Raw genomic sequence first — 21340 nt, forward strand, 5'->3', positions numbered from 1 at the left:
GGGCGACGAGCCCGGACGGGTCGGCGACCGGGATCGGGGCGCTGGCGTCCACACCCGCGTCGACGATCACGACGATGTCGTCATAGCGGCCGGGACGCACGTTGTAGACGTGGCTGACCCGGCGCGGGTCGTCCGGTGCGGGGAAGGTGAGCGCGCTGCGGATGGCGCAGCCGTCGGCGTCCAGGGGATGCACCGGGGAGCGCGTCGTCGACTGGTAGCGGACGTCCCCCGCACCGCCGCGTGCGAGCGCCCGCGCGATGCGCATCGGCACGTACATGAACTCCTCCGTGCCGAGCACCAGCGTGCGCCCGGACGGCACGATCAGGGCGGCCCGCACGGTCGCGGCGAGGGGGTCGAGCAGCGCGTCGAGCCGGCGCCCGTCACGCGACGACCAGCCGAACCGCCCGCCATCGGGCAGATCCGCCGGCCACGACGCGCTCAGCCGGCGCACCGGCGAGGAGGAACCGAGAGCGAGCCCGGACTCGGACTCGCGGCCAGAGCCGGGGCTGGAGCCGGCGTCGGGGTCGGCGTCGGGAGGGAGCGGGGCGAAGCGGGCGCGGATGCGGGCGGCCCGCTCGGCGATGTCCGGTGGCACGGCGACGGTGGCGGCGATCAGGGAGACGACGTCGATGCGGACCGCGAGTTCGGCGGCGAGCTCCGCGAACGCCACCTGCGCGAGCGCCGGACGGGCGTCGACCAGCGCCGCCACCACGTAGTGGCCGCGGGGCGCGTGGGCGTGCAGGCTGCGGATCGTGCCGAGCGCGGTCCGTCCGGTGGACAGTTCGTCGTCCACGAGCACGATCGGACGGGTGTCGTGCAGGATCGCCGGGTCCCGTGGGACCAGCCAGTGGAACGAGGCGTGGGAGTGCGACTCGGTGAACTCCAGCACCGGCGGCACACCCGGGGTGTCCCGGCGGGTGGTGTGCAGGTAATGGCTGCCCGGCAGGCCGTCGGCGACCGCGTGGCCGAGCGCCGTCGCCGTCTCGCAGTAGCCGATGACCAGCGGCCCGTCCTCGACGGCACCCTGGCCGGCAGCAGCCGGGCCGAGGGCGGTGAGACCGGGCAGGCGTCGGACCTGGGCGGCGAGGCGGGCCCCGGCGGCCAGGGCCGTGGCCGGGTCGACCGGCAGGTGTTTGCCGAGCACCCGGCTGACCAGCAGGTGCGCCCGGCGGGGGTTGCGCCGAAGGGCGAGGCCGACGAGGGCGTCCAGACCGCCGCCGTCGATGTCGGTGGTCACCTCGGCGACCAGGCCGAGTTCCGACCACAGCCAGCCCGCGTCCGTCGCCGGACCCGCGGTGGTGGTCATCAGAGCACTCCAGCGGTCTCGGCGGCGACGTGGACGGCGGCGGGCTCGGGGCGGTCAGAGCCAACAGAGCCGACGGCCGCGGCGGTCGCGGCGAGGACCTCGACGAAGGTGTCGCCCTCCCGCAGCACCCCGAACGCACGGGCCCGGCGCAGGACGGCCTCGGCCCAGGCCCGGTGCGGGCCGAGTTCGTTCATCTTGTTGGCGTAGGCGGAGCGGCGCACCCCACCAGCGTTCCCGGTCTGGGCGTTGCCGGTGAGGATGGTCTCGGCGTCGGCGTACTCCTCCTGGCTGACCACCTGCAGGGCGTGCACGGCGGGGATGTGGCTGGGATGGATGACCGTCTTGCCGCACAGGCCGTTGGCCCGGTCGAGGACGACCTCGCGGATGAGCCGGTCCAGGTCGGAGGAGACCAGAGCGCTGCGCATCCGCACGGCCTGCTCGCCGTCGACGCCCTCGACCTGTTCGAACGGGGTGACCCGCAGGGAGCTGACGAACAGCCGCTCGGCGGCGGCGAAGTACTCCCACACCGGACCGGTCACGATGTGGTCACCGCCGCGGGCGCAGATGTTCACGATGTCGGCGATGCAGTCGCGGACCACGGCGATGTCGTAGATCGTGAGGTCGCGGTCGCGGCGCAGGCCGAACAGGCCGCACAGGTCGGTGGCGCCCAGGCGGATCGCCAGCACGTGGTCGGCGTGTTTGTCCACCAGCCGGCGCACGGCGCCAAGCGCCTCGACCCGGGTCTCCCGGTTGATCACCGGTGGGCTTTCCAGCACCGGCATCGCCCACAACGGCCGGCCGATCGTGTCGGCGGCTCGCAGCACCGCCTCGAGCGCCACCTCGCCGCCCTCCTCGGAGAACTTCGGCAGGACGAACCCGGCCAGGCAGGCCGCCCCGGCCGCCCCGAGCCGCCCGATCAGGTCGGGGATCTGGCTCACGGCACGGACCCGGACGAACAGCAGCGGCATGCCGGCGCCGGAGCGCGGCGGATCGTCGGCGAGGTCGAGCAGCGCCGCGACGACGTTCGTCTCGGCGGCGGCGACCTCGGTGTCGGCGATCGCGTCCTCCAGGCACAGCACCATGGACGTCACCCCGGCGGCGGTCTGGCGCCGCACGTCGTGGGCCAGCTGGAACCGGGTGCCGGGCGCGTAGAGGGTGGCGCCGAGCGCCGTGGCGAGCAGCCGGCGGTCGCCGTCGGCGGGGATCTCCTCCGGCGGCCGATAGAACAAAGCCTCGACCACCGAGGGGTCGAGGAAGGCGAAGTGGCGCACGCGGCGATCTCCTCGTCTCCCGCGGCGACGTCGCCCGACCCTCGTCCTGACCTTCGTCCTGACTGTCGCCCGCGCGGCACCCGGTGTCCCATCCCCGGACCCCGCCCCGAAAACGACAAGATCGTGAAACGTCGCGTTTGGGGTGACGCTACCCGTCCGGGTAGGCCCAGCGACAGACCATGACGACCCTCAACCGGATGACACTCTTCTGTCACTTGACGGTCATCATCACGTCCACCCGGGGCCTGGCGCGGAGAAGGACAGCAGGGGCCACGCCGCCCACATCGGGAGGCGTGGCCCCTGGGTGACCGGCCGCGCTTCGCCCGCGCGGGGCGCGGGACCGGCGGCCGGGATCAGCTGCCGGGATCAGCCCGAGCCGCCACCGAACAGCGTCTTGTACTCGGCGGCGGACTTGGGGTTCTGACCCCCGTTCATGATTGTCGAGCAGACGTTGCCCGGGGCCGCGTCGGCGAAGTAGGCGTCGTAGCCCATCGTCGTCCCGGCCGACTTGAACGTGTCGTACATCTTCTTGATGTAGAACGGGTTATCCCCGCCGCCGTCACCGGAGCAGGACGCCACGCCCCACTCGCCGACGCCGACCTTCTTCCCGTGCTGCTGGGCGAACCGGATCACATAGCACAGGCCGTTGACGTCCTCGCACTGCTTGTTCCAGGTCGCGTCGTCCTTGGACGGCGGGAAGTGGTCGTAGGAGTCGATCCCGACGTAGTCGACGTACTGGTCGCCGGGGTAGGCGCTCCACGGGCTGTTACCGCTGGGCACCGGCGAGGCGTGCGCGTTGAACGTCCAGTCGATCTTGACCTGCGGGTCGGTGGAGCGGATCGCGCTGGAGATCTTCTGGAAGCAGGTCTTGAACGCTGACGCGTCCGAGTCGCTGTGCCAGTACATGAAGGTCCCGTTGAACTCCCAGCCGATCCGGACGATCGAGTCGGCTCGGTTGTGGGCGACGAGAGAGGTCCCGAGCTTCTTCCACTGCTCGTCATAGGCGCCCTTGGCGCACTCGCCGTTGCTGCCCTGCCCCTGGGGGTAGGTCGGCTCGCTGATGAGCAGTTTGCCCGGGAAGGACTTGAACTGGTCCATCAGCGAGGTCGGGTCGACCAGGCCGCTCCACCCGGCGGTGCGGGTGGTGTAGACGTGCACCAGGTCGTTGGCCCGGCCCCGCCAGTTGCCGAACTGGGTGAGCGAGGCCAACTGGTGCGACTGGTAGCCGGACATCCAGGGCAAACCGGACTGGGCGCCGCGGGTGTCTCCCGCGCCGCTGCCCGCGACCGCACCGGACGAGGTACCGCCCGCGGCCGCCGTGGTGGCGACCGCCGCCGGGGCGGTCGCGGGCGTGGTCGCCGCCGGAGTCGCGGGCGAGACGGTCGGGGGCCCGGTCGTCGGGGTGGTCGGGCCGGTCGTCGGGCGGGCCGAGGGCGTCGGCTTCAGCGTGACCGAGGGAGTCGCGGCGGTCGGGCGCGGGACGTCCGCCGTGCTCGCGTCGGAGGTGGCTGGGGTGGCCGTCGCCGTCGGGGCCGCGGTGGCGGACCCGGTCGTACCGGAGGAGGTGTCGCTGGAACCGACGGGAAGGTTCGGCAGCGGTGGCGCGGCCTTGAACTCCGCGGCGGCGGCCTCGGGACCGACGACGTCCAGGGAGCCGTCGGCGGCGGTGCCGCCCTGGGTCGCCTTGACGTTGACCGCGCCCTTGAAGTCGGGCGGGACGCGGAAGCCGAGGATGAACCGGCCGTCGGCGTCGGAGCGGATCAACGCGCTGCCGCCGAGCTTGGTCGTCAGGGCGGCGACGGAGACGTCGCCGCCGGGCGCGAACCCACGACCGCCGACGAGCACGATGTCCTCGTCGAACAGCACCAGCGCGATCCGGCTGGTGGTGCTCGCGGTCATCGTCGTGAGCGGAACACCGGGGACCGGTGTGGCCGAGGCGCTCGCCGAGGCGGCGGTGTCGCCACCCGGGGTCGAGGCCGCGGTCGGGGTGGCCGGGGCCGCGGTCGCGGGGGAGATCGTCGCCTGGAGCAACCCCACGATGAAGACCGTGGCGAGGCCGAGACGGGTGCCGGCAAGGATGGGTCGACGGGATGGTCGGGATCGACGGTGGGCGGCACGGGAACGGCCCGGCCCACCACGGGACAAGGGAGAGACCGGGCGGCCGACCAGAGGGGTAGGTCGGCGACGAGGGGTCGAGGCCATGCTCGCGCGCTGCCTTTCGGTGAGGGCGAGAGTCGACACACCTGTCGGACACGCCACCGATCGACCACCGAGCCGGGCCGCATCACGACCGCCGCTGGAACGTCCCCTCCGCGCTGGCCGCGGCATGCGACCGCTCAGCGTTCCCTACGGGTTCGACGGCACAGCGTTGTGCTGCCAAGCGGGCTGCACGAAGCAGCCCGTTCGTGATGCCGGCTGACCCTTGCCACGCGATCAGGACGAACCGACAGGTGCCCCGATCCGATGTCAGATACCCACCAGATCGGTACTGGAACTGCACGTGATGGGACCAATCGTAAACGCACCGCAGGCGTCGAGGAACGTCGCTTGGGCGAATACTTTCCGTGGTAGCACCATCATTGCCGATCTGGCACGACATCTCCACATATAAACTACACCAAGACAACACAAGGCCGATATATGCACTCCGTACGCCCGGTCATGTGATTCCAGTGTGATCTCCGCCCGAACGCGGGCCCTTCGTCCTGGCCCCAACGTCCGCCTGACCGGGCGGCCGCGCCGGCCCGGCGGCCCCGGCGATCCGTGCGGAACCCAACAGGCCCAGCGGGCTCAGCGGACGATCAGGTCCTCATCGGCGGGATGCGCCACTGTCCAGCCACTCGGGTGCAGCGCCGGCAGCAGCCGCACACCCCACGGCAGTTGGGCGCCGTCCAGCGTGACGTCGATGGTCCGGGTGACGGACTGGTCCACCGCGGCGAGCCGGGACAACTCGTGGGCCTCGGCGGCGGCCCGCGGCGGGGCGGTGCCCGGCCGGGCGTACAGGATCAGCTCACCGACCGGTCCGGAGGTGTGGACCTGCACGCGCATCGTCCGGCGCCGCCAGCCCGACCGACTCACCGAGTAGGTGACCATGGGCAGTGCCGTCCCGGCCGGCGTGCCCTCCCCCGCTCCCCCGGTTCCCGGTCGCGCCGCCGCGGTGAACGCGGCCCCGGCACCGAACGCCCGGGCAAGTCCGATCTCCTGCGCGGCCTGCGGCTGATCCCCGTCACCGTCACCGGCCGGGCCGGCGGGAAGCGGCCCGGTGGCGGGCATCGTCGGCCCGCCCGCCGCGATGGCGAGCTCCTCGGACGGCCCCATGCCGGTCGTCGGACCCGTGGCGGTCGTCGGACCCGTGCCGGTCGTCGCAGCCCCCGCCTCGGCGGCGGGTGCGGCCACCGGTGAACCGGCGGGTGCGAAGGGGGTGAAGGGGACGGCCGCGGTCGGCCCGGTGCTGGCCGGGCCGGCTGGGATGACGGGCGTCGGTTCGCTGGCCGGACCGGCCAGGTTCGCGGGCGAACCGAGCGGGGCCGGCGAGGCCGCAGGGGCGGGCGGGGCGAGGGGGGCGATCGGGCCGGCCGGCGCGGCGGGCTCGTCCCGCACGGGCAGTGGCCCGGTGACCGCGTCCAGGGGTGCGAACGGGCTGGGCCGACGCCGTGGCAGCGGTCCCCCGGACCCGGCGCCCCCGGACCCGGTACTACCGGATCCGGCGCCGCCGCCACCCGCCGCGGTCGGCGCCGCGTGACCGGGACGCGGTCCCGACATGGTCCGCGGTCGATGGGTCGGCGCGGTCGGCAGGGCGCTGTGACCGACGGGTCGAACCCCGCCGACCGGTTGCAACCGGCCCGCGGCGGCCGGCCCGCTCATCGAGTGGACGCCACCCAGGGGATGCGGCGCGGTGATCGGGTCGGGGTCGAGCGGATGCCCACCGGTGGTCGCAGGAGCCGACCCGGCGGGCGCCGCCATCGGCGGCGGGTCGACGCGGGTGGCGGCTCGGGCCAGGACGCAGACGCCGGTGCCGGCGACCCGGACGATCCCGCCGGCCCGGTACATCGGGTAGGCGGCCACGTGGTAAGCCCAGCCGTCGGCGGGGGCGGCCAGACGCCAGCCGCCCTTGATCTCCAGGCTGGTGTTGGTGACCCGGGCGCTGGCGGCGAGCGGATCGTCGGGGCCGCTCGGCGCACGGTCGCGCCGCCACAGCACCCTGGCCTCGGTCACCCCGGGTGGCATCTGGAACGACAGCACGATCGCGTCCCCGCGGTCGTTGGCCCGCAGGTCGCGCACCGGTTCGATGACGACGTGGCGCAGCGCCCGGCCGACGACCACGACGTCGCCGTGCACCGTCACCGGGGTGTAGACGACCTCGCCGACCGGCGCCGACTCGACAGCCTGCCCGCCACGGCTCGCGGCTACCAGACGCACCGGGCCGGTGATCGCCCCGAGCGGTACCTCGTCGCCCTCGGCTCCGAGTCCACCCAGGGGCAGCGGACCCGATCCGGGGACGGTCAGGCCGCCCGGGCCGCCCGGGCCGGGCGGGACGGACGGGACGGACGGGACGGACGGGACGGACGGGACGGACGGGACGGACGGGACGGACGCCGCGTAGATCCGAACCTCCAGGCCAGACGGTGGCGTCCAGCGCAGGGTGGTACGCCCGCCAGCGGTGACGGCGCGCAGGTCCTGCACGGGCCGCGGACGGGCGGTCACCTCGATCTCCGCCTGGATGCCCTCGGTGTGCGCGGGCGCGCCGGAGGCGTCGGGATACTCCACGAACACGCGGTAGCGGTAGGTGACCCCGGCGACCACGTCCAGGTCGTGGAAGCCGTTCCCGGCGATCCTGGCCTGCCGCGGCGCCTCGTGGTCAGCGCCCACAGCGGCTCCGGCGGGGGCCGGCACCGGCGGGTTCACCGACTCCGGGGAACCCGCCTGTGTACCCGCCGTGGCGGGCGGGCGGCTGGCGAGGGAGGCGGTGCGCACGGTCCGTTCGATGGTGACGGGCGGAGTTCCACCGTCCAGACGCCATTGCAGCCGGACGCCGGTGGCGGTGCGTTCGGCGCGCAGTTCGCGGACGTCCCGGGTGCACACGACGGGGGCGGTGACGACCGGCTCGGAGCGGCGTTCGCCGCACACGGCGGTCACCTCGTAGCGCACCGGTGTCCAGGCCGGCGCGCCCGCGTCCGACAGTTCGCTGGCGCGGGTGGCACCGAGGCCGCGCCGGGCCAGCGCCGCGCCACCGCCGTCGACGAGCAGCAGCCGCTCGACCCGGTAGGACACCGGTGTGCACACCGACGGCGACGGCCGCCAGCGCAGCTGCACCGAGCCGTCCGGGCCGGGGGTGGCGGTGAGGTCGCTCGGTGGTGGCAGGGGCAGCGCGGCCAGGGCCGCCAAGGCCTCCCGGTTGTCGGCGGCGCTGGCGAGCACGGCGACCAGGGCCGCCTCCTGGTCCTGGGGGGGCAGGCCACGGGCGGCCTCGACCCGGCGGCCGATGACGGCGGCGGCGGCGACGAGTTCGCCGAGGACCTCGCCGGGGGTGCGGCCGTCGGGGCCGGGCACGTCGGCGGCCTGGGCGGCAAGCCAGCGGGCGTCGGCGAGGGCCGCGTCGGCGCGGCTGGCGGCGCGGGCCTCGACCAGGGCACGCCAGCCGGCGTCGGCGGCGCCGAGGGCGGCGGACAGCCGGGCGCCGAGTTCCTCCGCGGCGCCGGCGACCGGGCCGCCGACGGCGACCAGCACCGGACGCGCGGCGGCGAGCAGCTCACCAGCGGTTCGCGGTTGGCCGCCCTCGAGGGCCCGGCGTACCGCGGCCAGCGCCTCGGCGGCCTCCTTGGCCTGGCGCAGGCTGTGCCCGCAGTGCCGGCAGACCACGGCGGCGGCCTCGGTGAAGGTGCCGCACGACGGGCAGGTGGTGTAAAGGTCGGTGTCGCAGTAGCGGCAGTGCTGGGCCGTGCCGGCGGCCTCGGGACGACCGCAGCCGGGGCAGACGACGTAGTCGACGACCCCGCCGACGTTCACCGCGGCGCCGAGTTCCCGGGTGACCCCGAGGACGACCGACTTGGCCTGGGCCGCGGTCAGGCCGCGGCCGGTGGCCAGCGCCGCCCGGACCAGTCCCTCGAAGGCGACGGCGGTGAGCTCGCCGTCGAGCACGACGTGCTCCTCGACGGCGGGGCGCAGTTCGTCGGCGGCGTCGGCCAGCAGGCCCACGGTGTAGGCGGCGGGGTCGCCCTCGATCAGCCGGGCCCAGGCCAGGGCGAGCAGGTCGGCGGCGACCGTCTTCTCCCGGTCGTGCGGGCGGCGATTGTTGGCGGCCGTGGCCGCGGCGTGCGCGGCGCGCAGCCGTTCGGGTGAGGCATCCGGGGTCAGGCCGAGGAACGCCCACAGGGAGGCGCTGGAGACCCGGTCGCCGCCGCGCAGGCTGCGCAGTTCGCCGAGGCGCTGGGCGATCTGGCTGCGCACCTCGCGTGGCAGCGGCTCGATGCCGCCGCCGGCCCCGTCGACGATGAGCTGTTCGCGCCCGAGCCGGGCGTCGAACTCCGCGGCGGGCACACCGGCCGCCGCGGCGAGCCGGCGCAGGCCCTCGACCCGGGAGGCCGGGATGCCACCGAAGCGTTCCCGCACGGTGGCCAGGTAGCCGTCCACCTTCGCCAGCCGCTCGACGTCACCGCTGCGCCGGGCGGCCAGCACCCGGGCCCGTACCTGTTCACGCGAGTAGGCCTCGCGCAGCGGCTCCTCCCACTCGGCCCGCCGTCGCACGAGTTCCGTGGCCAGCGTCGCGTACTTGGCCGAGTTGCGCTCGCGCTGCAGAAAGGCGAGTACCCGGACCAGTTGCGTGCCGACCTCGAAGTCGCTGTGGCTGACCGTGGGGTCGAGGCCGACGATCAGGAAGGGATCAGCGGTCTCCACCGAGGAGCTCGCCCGCAACGGCGCCAGCACGCGCTGGCGGTACCCGCTGCCATCGAACGCCGCGCTCAACGATCCACCTTCGTCCCACCTGCCCGTCGGACCGGTCGGTGACCCGCCCGGCCCCCCGGGCGCCGAACGCGGTACGCGGAACGGCAGCTCAACCGTTCCACACCCGCAGGCCCACATCCGAGAGTAGTGAGCGACGCCGGGCCAGGTGCCTGGACGTCGCGGACATCGCGGTCAGGTTCGGGATCGAGTGGCATCGGCATGGCCGTCGCACTCGTTCCCGAACCCAACCTGGTGCCCGGGCCAGAACCTTACTGACTTCTCCAGCGACGCCCGTAAGCGCGGGTGAAAGTGGATTACTACAAATTCGTAACTGTTAGCGTTTTGTTAGTTCGTTAATACTGTTAAGAAGTGCAGGTAGTCGGCCTGTCCGGTTCAGTCCCGGCGCTTGAGCAGACTTACCTTGGCCGATTCCGCGGCCCGCATCTGGTCCGAGCCGACGCCCGCCTCGACCTGCAGCACCAGTGGAGTGGCGGCACCCTCGTGCGATGCGGTAACCCGGATGGTCTGGTCCCCCGCCATCGCGAAGGTGACCTCCACGGGTGTCCCACGCTGGTGACCGGGGGGAATTCCGGTGATCGCGCCGGCCACGATCACCTTGTTGTCCTCGATCTCCTTGGATTCCGTGGTGGTGCCCTGCTCGAAGACCCGGATATCGACCTCGGCCTGGTCGTCGGTGACCGTGTAGAACGTGCGGACCACCGAGATCGGCAGCGGGTCGTTCTGATGCGCCAGAAACGCCGCGACGGGAACTCCGCGGTCCTCGGCGAAGATCCCGAATCCCCTCGATGTGACGTTCGTCACCTTGGTGCGGACGAGATCCACGACGGACGCGGTCGCCAGCCCCGCCTCGTCGGCGCTGGCCGCGGCGGCCCGCTCGACGTCGGCGTCCTGGGCCGCGGCCAGGTCCTGATCCGGGCGCAGCGCGCCACTGGCCACCAGGTCCGAGTGGACGGCCAGTTCCAGTGCCTTCTTCTGCCCGTAGACCGCGGCGCCCTTGGCCACGGCCAGGTCCGGGTCGACCAGCCGCGAGGTGAGCCCGAAGGACTCCTGCAGGCCACGTCCGACCATCGGGGTCTTGCTCATCCCCCCGACCAGCAGACACAGGTCGATCTGCTCGACGCCCTTCTCCCGCGCCCGGGCCAGCACCGACCCGGTCAGTTCCAGGGTGCGACGCAGCAACGGCCCGGTGATCTCCTCGAAGGTCGCCCGGGTCACCGGCACACTGACCCGGCGCCCCTTGTGCACGACGAGGACGTCCACACTGTCGCGTCCGGACAGGGCGAGCTTGGCGTCCTCGGCCGCCGACAGCAGCTCCTGCTCGTCGTAGACGTCGTCGAGCGGGTCACCCGCCGTCGGCTCCGCCTCGGTGAACTTCTGCGCCAGGTAGCGGACGAGCTCGTTGTCCCAGTCCGCACCGCCGAGCTCGTGGTCGCCGTCGGTGGCCACCACCGTGATCGCACCCTCGCTGAGCCGGATGACGGTCGTGTCGAACGTGCCGCCACCGAGGTCGTAGACCAGCACGGTCGACTCCTGGGCGCCCTCCTGGCCGAAGCCGTAGGCGAACGCGGCCGCGGTCGGCTCGTTGATGATGTCGACGACGTTGAGCCCGGCGAGTTCACCGGCGAGCTTGGTCGCCTTGCGCTCCTCGTCGCCGAAGTACGCCGGCACCGTGATGACGACATCGGTCACCGGCACCCCGGCCGCCCGCTCCGCGTCGGCCACCAGCGCCTTGAGCACCAGGCTCGACACGGCCGCGGCGCTGTACTCGACGTCGTGGGCGACGAACCGCCAGTCGGACGTGCCCATATGCCGTTTGACCAGCCGGGCGACGTCGTCCGGGCGGATCCGGGCCTGGCGTTTCGCCTGGGTCCCGACCACGAAGGACGTCTCACCCTCGGTGCCCTCGTCGAAGAGCACGACCGACGGTGTGGTCGGCTGCGACTCGATGTTGCGGATCACGTCCGGCCGACCGTACTCGTCGACCTGGGCGATGCAGGAGTAGGTCGTGCCCAGGTCAATCCCGAACACCTTGGTACCCGCCACCGTTTGGACTCTCCCTTTCACACAAGGTCAACATCTCACGCCCGCGCAGGGGCGGGGCTCTGTCAGCCCGGGCAGGCGAGCGGGCGAGCCGTCAGCGCGCGGTAGACCTCGGTCTCCGCGGGTCGCACGACGGTCGTCTCGCCGCGGACGAAGCCAGGGCGCACGGTGCGCGCGATCGTGCCGTCACGCCCGGGATCGTCCGTGGGCACGCGGCGCACGCCCAGATGCCGGGCCGGATCGAAGGTTCCGCCGGGAACGGCGGTGTAGGGACGCACGTCCACCGCGAAGTCGAGCACCTGGAGCAACTGCTTGCGCAGGATGCCCGCGACGCTCTGTGGATCGTCCGCTCCCAGGCTACCCATCTGATCGTGCAGCCTGATCAGCCCACGCAGCAGCGGCGCCATCGCCTCGGTCAGCTCACCGGAGCGCAGCCGGCTGTTCTCCGAGTGCAGCCGGTCGACCAGTTCGGCGTCGTGGCGGCGCAGCCGGGCCAGTTCGTCGACCCGACCGGCCAGCCGCTCCAGCGCCACGGCCTGGACCGCGCCCACCGACCCCGCCAGCAGATCGACCGTCGGCAGGATCGCGGTCGGTACATCCGGTTCGCCGTCGCCGTCGCCGTGGTCAGCGGTCGGCGCGGTGGTCCCCGGCGCGTCCTCGACCGGGTCCGGCCGCGACGCCGCCGCGTCGAGCGTCTCGACGACGACCAGCCCGTCCCGGTCGCCGGCCGGGGAACCCTCACCCATCCCACGCCCGGCGTAGCCCGATCCGGGCGGCTCTTCTATCCCGCTGGGGGCGCCCACCTCGGCCCCACCCGGCCCCTCCCCGACGGCCCGCTGGTCATCCACGCGGGCGCCCCGGTCACGATCGGGACCGCCGCGGTGATCGAACTCCGCACCGCCACCGCGGTCCGGCTCAGCGGTGTATGCCGGGGAGGCGTCGTGGTCCTGACCGGTGTCGTATGTCGGGTCAGATCCGTATTTGTGGTCAGGGCTGTATGTCGGGTCGGAGCCGTATGCCGGGTCGGCGCCGTGGTCCCGCTCGTCGGATGGACCCCGGTAGCTGGGCGCGTCCGCGTGGTCGGCGCGGCTCTGGTAGCCGTCCGACCTGGGGTAGACGTCCGACCTGGGGTAGACGTCCGACCTGGGGTAGACGTCCGGCTCGGGATAGCTGTCCGACCCGGGATAGGCGTCCGACCCGGGGTAGCCAGCCACCTCGGGGTAGCCGTCCGACTCGGGGTAGGCAGGCGACTGCGGGTATCCGGTGGGCTCCGGGTATCCGGACGGCTTCGGGGGGTGCGTGTAGTCGAGATAGCGCTCGGAACCGGGGTACTCGCCGGCGTACCCACCGGTCTCGGTCGGCTCGCCGTCGTGGTCGTCGTACGGGGCACGACCACCGAAGGCGCCGCCGTCGTCGGAGTACCGGCGGTACCCCCCTGACCCCGCGCCGTCCACCGGCCCGGCGGTCCCGGTCGGCCCCGCGGGGAAACCGCGGATACCCACCGGCACCGAGGGTGCGTCCCAGTCCGGCGGGCCCGCGGCGGCGGAGTCATCGACCGGCGTGGGCCGGACGGGCGCGCCGGCGTCGTCGGCCCGCTCCCCCTCGGGCTCCTCGTCCTTGCCGGGACGTCGGTCGGCCAGGCGGCCGAAGAAGCTGCTGAGGCTGGCCGGCTGCCCGGACGGGCCCCAGGGTCGGTGCGCCCCGGGCGGGGTCGGGCCGGCGTGGCCAAGCGGGTCCACGGAGCGCCCCCGGTCCGGATGCTCGGCCGCGCTCGGATAACCCGACGGTCCGGTCGGCGGCGAGACCTCCGGGTAGCGCCCGCCCCCCGCCGGGTCCGCCGGCGACGGCGCACCCGCGGCGGAAGCCGACGCGGGTGCCAGGTCCCCGGGGTGTCCCAGGCCGGCTGAGCCCGGCCCGAGCGGGTCGGGCTCAGCCGGTGCCGGCCGGTAGGGACCGGACGCGAAGCCCGCGGACATCCGCGGATCCGCGTGCCGTGGACGGACGTCGAGCGGGTCCACGGACGCGCCGGGACCCGCCATCTCCCCGGCACGCGGGTCGGCGTCACGTACGTCACGCAGCTCGCGTGGGTCGGTCCCCTCCGACCCGGCGTCGCGTGGGTCGGTCCCGCCGGGGGCGGCGTCGCGCGGGGCGGCGCCGTGGGAGTCCGGATACGCGACAGGGTCGTCACGCTCCTGCGACGACCCGTGGCGCGCCGACGCGGTGGGAAACCAGCTCGTCCGCTCGGTTCGTGGGGCGGGGTCGCGGCGTGGCTGGAACATCGGAAAACGATCCTCCTCGCCGCCGGGCGGCGGGACCGGGGGGGTCATCGCGAGGTACCGGCGTGTCCTACTTACTGCCGGCGGTCCAGTTCAGACCCCATGCGTATGCCTTGTCGAGCTCACGGTGCCCGCTGACATACCGGACCTCGCGGCTGACGCTGAAGTCGTTGCCAGTATTCGTCAACAGCGCGATCGCGCACATCCGGGACCCGCCCGCCTGCTCGTCCAGCCGTACCTCGATCGGGGCCCCCTGCGCGGGGGTCAGGGTGACCACGGCGTCGGCCTGGTCGAAGGACGCCACACCCTCGTAGATGAAGGCGAAGACGAGCACCCGACGGATCTGGGCGATCTGGTTGAGGTTGACGTAGAGGTTCTCCCCGCCGACCGCGGCACCGGTCCGGTCGTCCGCGTCGAGGTTGAGAAACGGCGCCGCGTCGAACGAGCCGAACGCGTTGCCGAGCGCCTGCACGACGCCGGAGCGGCCGTCGGAGAGCTCGAACAGCGCGGCCAGGTCGAGGTCGATGCCGCCGGAGCCGGCGCCGAGGACACGCTTGAGGAAGCCACCCTTGGGGGCACCGGACGCGGGGTTCTGGTTCCAGTTCAGGTTCACGTGCAGTCGACCGCCGCCGCCCTGCTTGCTCAGCGAGACGGTCGGGGTGGATTTGGTCAGCGTCACCTTGCTCAACGACACCGGGCCGGAGCCGGCCGGTGGCGCGGCCGGACGCTTCGAGTAGTCAATGCCCATGGATCCGCTCCCTCGCGGTCGCCGGGTACCTGCGCGGTCGCCGGGCGCCTGCGCGGATACCGGATGTCAGTCAGATCACTGGATGCTCCCGACGATGTCACATCCGTTGCGTGCTGCTCCAGACCCTGCCCGTCGTCCCACGGACAGGGCCGTCCCAGAAGCAGCGCGGTCAAGCGGGCCGTGCGATAACGCTGTGTGCCCAGGTGTTACAGGAGGTGCGGGCAGCGCGGTGACGTGCGGGAAGTGCGGTTACAGCGGGGCCGGGGCCGGCTCGCGGGACGTGTCGGGTTCGTCGTCCTGCCCGGCGTCGTCACCTCCGGCCGCGGCCTCTTTGCGGCGGTGTCGGATGGAGGACACCAGCGCCAGGCCGATGAAGGCGACGCCGACCAGGCCGGTGACGATCTCCGGCACCTCGGTCTCGATCGAGACGGCCAGAATGATCGCCAGCGCGCCGATCGCGTAGTGCGCACCGTGCTCGAGATAGATGTACTCGGACAGGGTGCCGCGCCGGACCAGGTACACCGTCAGTGACCGGATGTACATGGCACCGATGCCGAGACCGGCGGCGATGACGAAGATGTTCTGGGAGATCGCGAACGCGCCGACGACCCCGTCGAAGGAGAACGAGGCGTCGATGACCTCCAGGTAGAGGAACAGGAAGGCGGCGGCCCGGCCGGTGGCGAGCACCAGCTTGGGCGTCCCACCGGAACGGGCGGGTGCGGCCGTGTCTCCGGCCGCCACTGCGCCGCCCACGGCGCTGTCGTCGTCAGCACCGTCGTCCTCGGCGCCGATCCCCTGCGCCTCGAAGAACTCCCCGAGACCACGCACCGCCAGGTAGGTGGCCAGACTCGCGACACCCGAGGTGAGCACCTGCTGGGTGTGGTCGCCGGAGAAGGCCTCACCGACGACGAGCAGTGCCACGAGCGCGACCACGATCGGGATCACGTCCAGCTGGCCGGCCCGACGTAGCGGCTCCTCCAGCTTCCTGATCCACTGGATCTCCCGCTCGGGATCGAACAGGAAGTCCAGGAAGATCATGAACAGGAAGATCCCACCGAACGCGGCGATCGCCGGATGCGCGTCCCCGAGCTTCTCCGCGTACTGCGCGCTGTCGTTGAGAGCCAGGTCGAACACGTCGACCGGGCTCAGATGCGCGGTCAGTGCCACGATCACGATCGGGAACAGCAGCCGCATGCCGAACACGGCGATGAGCACGCCGAGTGTCAGGAAGATCTTCTGCCACCACTCGCTCATCCGGCGCAGGATCGTGGCGTTGATCACCGCGTTGTCGAAGGAGAGGCTGATCTCCAGGATCGCGAGGATGGCCACGATGGCCACGTCCCGGGGCCCGCCGAGCACCCCGGCCGCGGCCACCCCCAGCGCGGTTATTGCAAAGGACCATCCGAAGATCCTCAAGGCGTGCACGCCCACCAACACCTTTCCGGACCGATCGCCAGACCACGGTCACCCGGCCACACCGCGCGGGTGGATCCGCGGTCCGTCGGATCCACCGGGTCGCTCGAAGTCACCGGAGACCGCGTCGATCCCGAGGCCATCGGCCCAGGTCGGCGGTCGACGGCATCGTAGCCGCTCACCAGAGGTGCGCGACCTGACAAATGGGCTACACCAGGCGTTGGATTCAGACGTTTACGCCGAAGTCCCGGGCGATGCCGGCGAGACCGGAGGCGTAGCCCTGGCCCACGGCGCGGAACTTCCAGTCGCTGCCGTGCCGGTAGACCTCACCGAAGACCATCGCGGTCTCGGTGGAGGCGTCCTCGGTGAGGTCGTAGCGGGCGATCTCGGTACCGCCGGCCCCGTTGACGACCCGGATGAAGGCGTTGCGGACCTGGCCGAAGTTCTGCTGGCGCGACTCGGCGTCGTAGATCGACACCGGGAACACGATCTTGTCGATCTCGGTGGGCAGCGAGCCCAGGTTGACGGTGATCGCCTCGTCGTCGCCCTCGCCCTCGCCGGTGAGGTTGTCGCCCTGGTGCTCGATCGCGCCGTCCGGGCTCTTGAGGTTGTTGAAGAAGATGAAGTGCCCGTCCGAAACGACCTTGCCGTCGGCGCGGCAGGCGATGGCGCTGGCGTCCAGGTCGAAGTCGGCACCGGTCGTGCTGCGCACGTCCCAGCCCAGACCCACCAGGATGCTGGTCAGACCGGGGGCCTCCTTGGTCAGCGAGACGTTGCCGCCCTTGCTGAGGCTTACTCCCACTGTGCTCTCTCCTCCTGCGTCCGCCGACCACCGTCGAGGTTCGGTCGGCTGCGATGTGTGTGCCCTGTGGTCACCCGGTGCCATGGTTCGGACCAGGCGCCGGCAGCGTACTGCCGGGCGCGATCGCCCCCGTGCGGCCGCACCCGGGTACGCCCGCGCACCGCCGCGGCCGTGCCCGGCCGTGCGACAGTGGCCTCGATGCGGTGCCCGTCAGCGCAGATCCCCCAAGCTCCGTGTGCACTGCGGGACGAACGAGCGCCGCGCAGGGTTCCCGGCGACCCCCCGAGGAGATTGGTCACGTGGCCGTAACACGCGGGGCCGCCGTAACACGACTGGAAACTCGGCCGCCGACCCGATGGACGCATCCACACCGTGCACCCAACGCCCGGGCACCTGCGGTGGGCTCGGCCGGACCGCCGCGTGGCCGCGGTCTGGCCGCGAAAGTCCACGCCGAACCGCACAACAGACGCGGTTCGGACGTTCGTACGCCTGGCAACTGGGGAACATCGGCAGCAGTGCAGACCATCCGGACGGTGCCGACTGACCCACCTCGACGCCAACATTCACCCACGCGATGGTCGCGGGCAGTTCACGTAGAGGTGTCGCTATTCGCCACGTGCAGGGCGGACCATTGAGGCGTGGTTCGTCTGGATAAGGTCGCCATGATGATCGGACGTTCAGTAGGCCGGGTTGTCATCTCCGACGTGACCCCGGTCGTGTCGTGCGGCCAGTGGCCCGCGCGCGCGGTCGTGGGCGAGAGAATTACCGTGGGCGCGACCGTCTTCCGGGAGGGTCACGATCTCATCGGTGCGAACGTGGTGCTGTCCGGGCCCGACGGCCAGGGCACGCCCTACGTTCCGATGCGGGTGGTCGGCGCGGGCACCGACCGCTTCGAGGCGGAAATCACCGTGGGCGGAAGTGGCCTGTGGGGATTCCGCGTCGAGGCGTGGGCGGATCCCGTCGCCACCTGGCGCCACGGCATCGAGCTGAAGGTCGGCGCGGGGCAGGGCTGTGACGAGCTCGCGGTCGACTTCGAGGACGGTGCCCGGCTGCTGCTGCGGGCGCTGCCAGGGGCACCGGAGGGGCGGCGGGCGGAGATAGCCCGGGCGGTAGCCACGCTACGTGACGATGCGCTCAGTGATCCTCATGATCGGATCGCTGCCGTGCTCGACGCGCACCTGGTGAGCCTGCTCGACGCGTTTCCGCTGCGCGAGCTGATCACCCGCTCCCCGCTGTACCGGGTGTGGGTGGACCGGCCCAGGGCGCTCTACGGGAGCTGGTACGAACTGTTCCCGCGCTCGGAGGGTGCCACCCTGGACCCGCCGCGCTCCGGGACGTTCCTGACCGCCGCCGAGCGGCTGCCCGCGGTCGCCGCGATGGGCTTCGACGTGGTGTACCTGCCACCGATCCATCCGATCGGCGAGGTCAACCGCAAGGGCCCGAACAACACCCTCACTCCGGGTGAGGACGACCCGGGTTCCCCGTGGGCGATCGGCAGCGAGCACGGCGGCCACGACGCCGTGCATCCGGACCTCGGCACGATCGAGGACTTCGACCTGTTCGTCGCGCGGGCCCGCTCGCTCGGCATGGAGATCGCCCTCGACCTCGCCCTGCAGTGCGCGCCGGACCATCCGTGGGCCAAGCGGCATCCGGAGTGGTTCGTCGTGCGCAGTGACGGATCCATCGCCTATGCCGAGAACCCGCCGAAGAAGTACCAGGACATCTACCCGCTGAACTTCGACGCGGACCCGAACGGTCTCTACCAGGAGATCCTTCGGGTGGTTCGGTACTGGACCGGGCACGGAGTGCGCATCTTCCGGGTCGACAATCCCCACACGAAGCCGGTCGAGTTCTGGGAATGGCTCATCGGTCAGGTGAAGGCGACCGAACCGGACGTGCTCTTCCTCGCCGAGGCCTTCACCCGGCCGGCGATGATGCACACACTGGCCAAGGTCGGTTTCACTCAGTCATACACCTACTTCACCTGGCGCAACGAGAAGTGGGAACTGGAGGAGTACGCGACCGAACTGGTCGCCTCCGCGCACTACATGCGGCCGAACTTCTTCGTCAACACTCCGGATATCCTGCCCGGCTTCCTCCAGGACGGCGGGCCGGCGGCGTTCCGCCTGCGGGCGGCGCTCGCGGCGACGCTGTCGCCGACCTGGGGTGTCTACGCCGGGTACGAGCTCGGTGAGAACCTCGCGGTCCGCCCGGGCGGCGAGGAGTACCTCGACTCCGAGAAGTACCAGTACCGGCCGCGGGACTGGGCGGGTGCCGAGGCGGCCGGGCTCTCGCTCGCGCCGTACCTGACCCGGCTCAACCAGATCCGCCGGGCCCACCCGGCCCTGCACTGGCTGCGCAACCTGCACCTGCACCAGGCCGACAGCGAACAGATCATGGTCTATTCCAAGCGCCTGCCCGCCACCGACGACGCCGCTGTCGCCGCCGCCGACACGGTGCTCGTCGTCGTCAACCTCGATCCGCACCAGGCCCACGAGACCACGGTGCATCTCGACCTGCCCGCGCTCGGTTTCGGCTGGGACGACACGATCGAGGTCACCGACGAGATCACCGGGGCGACCTACCAGTGGGGCCGACACAACTACGTCCGGCTCGACCCGACGGTGGAGTCCGCGCACATCTTCACGGTGCGGACCCGGTCATGAGCGACGCGCTCGACCCCGGCCGGCCATCCGAAGGCGCGTTCGTCGAGGCGGAGGTCATCGTCAACACCGAGCCGGAGCCGTTGAGCGAGCGGATCGGCGCCGAGGCCCCGCGCCCGGCGCCGGGACCGGGGCCGGCACCGTCCGGGCCGGTCGGCCCGTCCCCCCGCGACCCGCACTGGTACAAGCGCGCGGTGTTCTACGAGGTGCTGATCCGCGGCTTCGCCGACTCCAACGGGGACGGCACCGGCGACATCCGCGGACTGATCTCCAAGCTCGACTACCTCGAGTGGCTCGGCGTCGACTGCCTGTGGCTGTTGCCGATCTACTCGTCGCCGCTGCGCGACGGTGGCTACGACATCGCCGACTACTTCCAGGTCCTGCCCGAGTTCGGCGACCTGGGCGATTTCGTGGCTCTCGTCGACGAGGCCCACCGCCGCGGCATCCGGATCATCGCCGACCTGGTGATGAACCACACCTCGGACGCGCATCCGTGGTTCCAGGCGTCCCGCTCGGACCCGGACGGCCCCTACGGCGACTTCTACGTCTGGTCCGACACCGACACCCGCTATCCGGAAGCCCGGATCATCTTCGTCGACACCGAGAAGTCGAACTGGTCGTGGGATCCGGTGCGCGGCCAGTACTACTGGCACCGCTTCTTCTCCCACCAGCCCGACCTGAACTATGACAATCCGGACGTCCAGGAGGCGATGCTGGAGGTCCTGCGGTTCTGGCTGGATCTCGGCATCGACGGGTTCCGCCTCGACGCGGTGCCCTACCTGTACGTGCGGGACAACACCAACGGCGAGAACCTGCCCGAGACGCACGAGTACCTGCGCCGCGTCCGCAAGGAGGTCGACGCCAAGTACGCCGACCGGGTGCTGCTCGCCGAGGCCAACCAGTGGCCCTCCGACGTCGTCGAGTACTTCGGCGCCGACGACGAGTGCCACATGGCGTTCCACTTCCCGTTGATGCCGCGCATCTTCATGGCGGTCCGGCGTGAGTCGCGCTACCCGATCTCGGAGATCCTGGCGCAGACCCCCCAGATTCCGACGAACTGTCAGTGGGGCATCTTCCTGCGCAACCACGACGAGCTCACCCTCGAGATGGTCACCGACGACGAGCGTGACTACATGTGGGCGGAGTACGCCAAGGACCCCCGTATGAAGGCGAACATCGGTATCCGCCGCCGGCTCGCGCCGCTGCTGGACAACAGCCGCGACCAGATGGAGCTGTTCACCGCGCTACTGCTGTCGCTGCCGGGTTCCCCGGTGCTGTACTACGGCGACGAGATCGGCATGGGCGACAACATCTATCTGGGTGACCGCGACAGTGTCCGCACCCCGATGCAGTGGTCGCCCAACCGCAACGCCGGGTTCTCCACCTCCGACCCGGCCCGCCTCTACCTGCCGCTGATCATGGACCCGGTCTACGGCTACCAGGGACTCAACGTCGAGGCCGGGCAGCGCACCCAGACCTCGTTCCTGTCCTGGACACGGCGGATGATCGAGGTACGCAAGCGGCATCCCGTCTTCGGCCTGGGCAGCTTCGAGGAACTGGGCGCGTCCAACCCCTCGGTGTTCGCCTATGTGCGTGAGTTCGGCGACGACAGTGTGCTGTGTGTGGCGAACCTGTCACGCTTCGCCCAGCCGGTGGAGCTTGACCTGCGCCGCTTCGAGGGAATGGTCCCCGTCGAACTGCTGGGACGGGTGCACTTTCCGCCGATCGGCGATCTGCCGTACCTGCTGACCTTGCCAGGTCACGGACATTACTGGTTCGCGCTGTCCAGACCGGGGGAATTCACCCCCTGAGCCCTGTCCACGTCCAGTCCGTACACGGCCGCTCCGGCCGCCCCGCC

At 71.8% G+C, this 21340-nt stretch carries 11 protein-coding genes; 2 read left to right on the forward strand and 9 right to left on the reverse strand.

Annotated features, from left to right (window positions below; translation table 11 throughout):
* The 9 genes from G6R24_RS03540 to G6R24_RS03580 all read right to left on the reverse strand — a co-directional run.
* A partial coding sequence (locus tag G6R24_RS03540) for a phosphoribosyltransferase family protein (RefSeq protein WP_163547729.1) occupies positions 1–1306 on the reverse strand: 1306 nt, incomplete at its 3' end.
* Positions 1306–2577, reverse strand: coding sequence for an HpcH/HpaI aldolase/citrate lyase family protein (locus G6R24_RS03545; protein ID WP_163547730.1), 1272 nt, complete (start codon positions 2575–2577; stop codon positions 1306–1308). The genes G6R24_RS03545 and G6R24_RS03540, both read right to left, overlap by 1 nt.
* Before the next feature lie 366 nt (positions 2578–2943).
* A complete protein-coding gene (locus G6R24_RS03550) occupies positions 2944–4614 on the reverse strand; it encodes a glycoside hydrolase family 26 protein (RefSeq protein ID WP_338083947.1) in 1671 nt (556 codons plus the stop codon).
* Between the two features lie 753 nt (positions 4615–5367).
* Positions 5368–9540, reverse strand: coding sequence for a zinc ribbon domain-containing protein (locus G6R24_RS03555; protein ID WP_163547732.1), 4173 nt, complete (start codon positions 9538–9540; stop codon positions 5368–5370).
* Positions 9541–9912: 372 nt separating this feature from the next.
* On the reverse strand, positions 9913–11583 hold the full coding sequence (locus G6R24_RS03560; protein ID WP_163547733.1) for an Hsp70 family protein: 1671 nt from the start codon (positions 11581–11583) through the stop codon (positions 9913–9915).
* A gap of 62 nt (positions 11584–11645) precedes the next feature.
* Positions 11646–13907: a hypothetical protein gene (locus G6R24_RS21840; RefSeq protein ID WP_225438074.1), complete on the reverse strand. Its 2262-nt coding sequence runs from the start codon at positions 13905–13907 to the stop codon at positions 11646–11648.
* Positions 13908–13926: 19 nt separating this feature from the next.
* Positions 13927–14604: a TerD family protein gene (locus G6R24_RS03570; RefSeq protein ID WP_163547734.1), complete on the reverse strand. Its 678-nt coding sequence runs from the start codon at positions 14602–14604 to the stop codon at positions 13927–13929.
* Positions 14605–14853: 249 nt separating this feature from the next.
* Positions 14854–16029: a DUF475 domain-containing protein gene (locus tag G6R24_RS03575; protein ID WP_163547735.1), complete on the reverse strand. Its 1176-nt coding sequence runs from the start codon at positions 16027–16029 to the stop codon at positions 14854–14856.
* Between the two features lie 214 nt (positions 16030–16243).
* Positions 16244–16819: a TerD family protein gene (locus G6R24_RS03580; protein WP_163547736.1), complete on the reverse strand. Its 576-nt coding sequence runs from the start codon at positions 16817–16819 to the stop codon at positions 16244–16246.
* A 662-nt stretch (positions 16820–17481) separates the two neighbouring features.
* Between G6R24_RS03580 and G6R24_RS03585 the strand changes: the two genes are divergently transcribed.
* Both G6R24_RS03585 and treS read left to right on the forward strand, forming a co-directional pair.
* The gene (locus G6R24_RS03585; protein WP_163547749.1) at positions 17482–19485 is read left to right on the forward strand and encodes an alpha-1,4-glucan--maltose-1-phosphate maltosyltransferase; all 2004 of its coding nucleotides are present in this window, start codon (positions 17482–17484) and stop codon (positions 19483–19485) included.
* Positions 19482–21293, forward strand: a complete 1812-nt coding sequence (gene treS / locus G6R24_RS03590) for a maltose alpha-D-glucosyltransferase (protein WP_225438075.1) — start codon at positions 19482–19484, stop codon at positions 21291–21293. The genes G6R24_RS03585 and treS overlap by 4 nt, the downstream gene beginning before the upstream one ends.
* The last annotated feature ends 47 nt before the right edge of the window (positions 21294–21340 follow it).

Origin of the sequence: Candidatus Frankia nodulisporulans, assembly GCF_902806475.1 — a bacterium.
Taxonomy (GTDB): domain Bacteria; phylum Actinomycetota; class Actinomycetes; order Frankiales; family Frankiaceae; genus Frankia; species Frankia umida.

Bases quoted from the DNA above. Each gene is read 5' to 3' on its own strand.
- G6R24_RS21840 (WP_225438074.1), bottom strand. From the start codon at position 13,907: ATGACCCCCCCGGTCCCGCCGCCCGGCGGCGAGGAGGATCGTTTTCCG.
- G6R24_RS03570 (WP_163547734.1), bottom strand. From the start codon at position 14,604: ATGGGCATTGACTACTCGAAGCGTCCGGCCGCGCCACCGGCCGGCTCC.
- G6R24_RS03585 (WP_163547749.1), top strand. From the start codon at position 17,482: ATGATGATCGGACGTTCAGTAGGCCGGGTTGTCATCTCCGACGTGACC.
- treS (WP_225438075.1), top strand. From the start codon at position 19,482: ATGAGCGACGCGCTCGACCCCGGCCGGCCATCCGAAGGCGCGTTCGTC.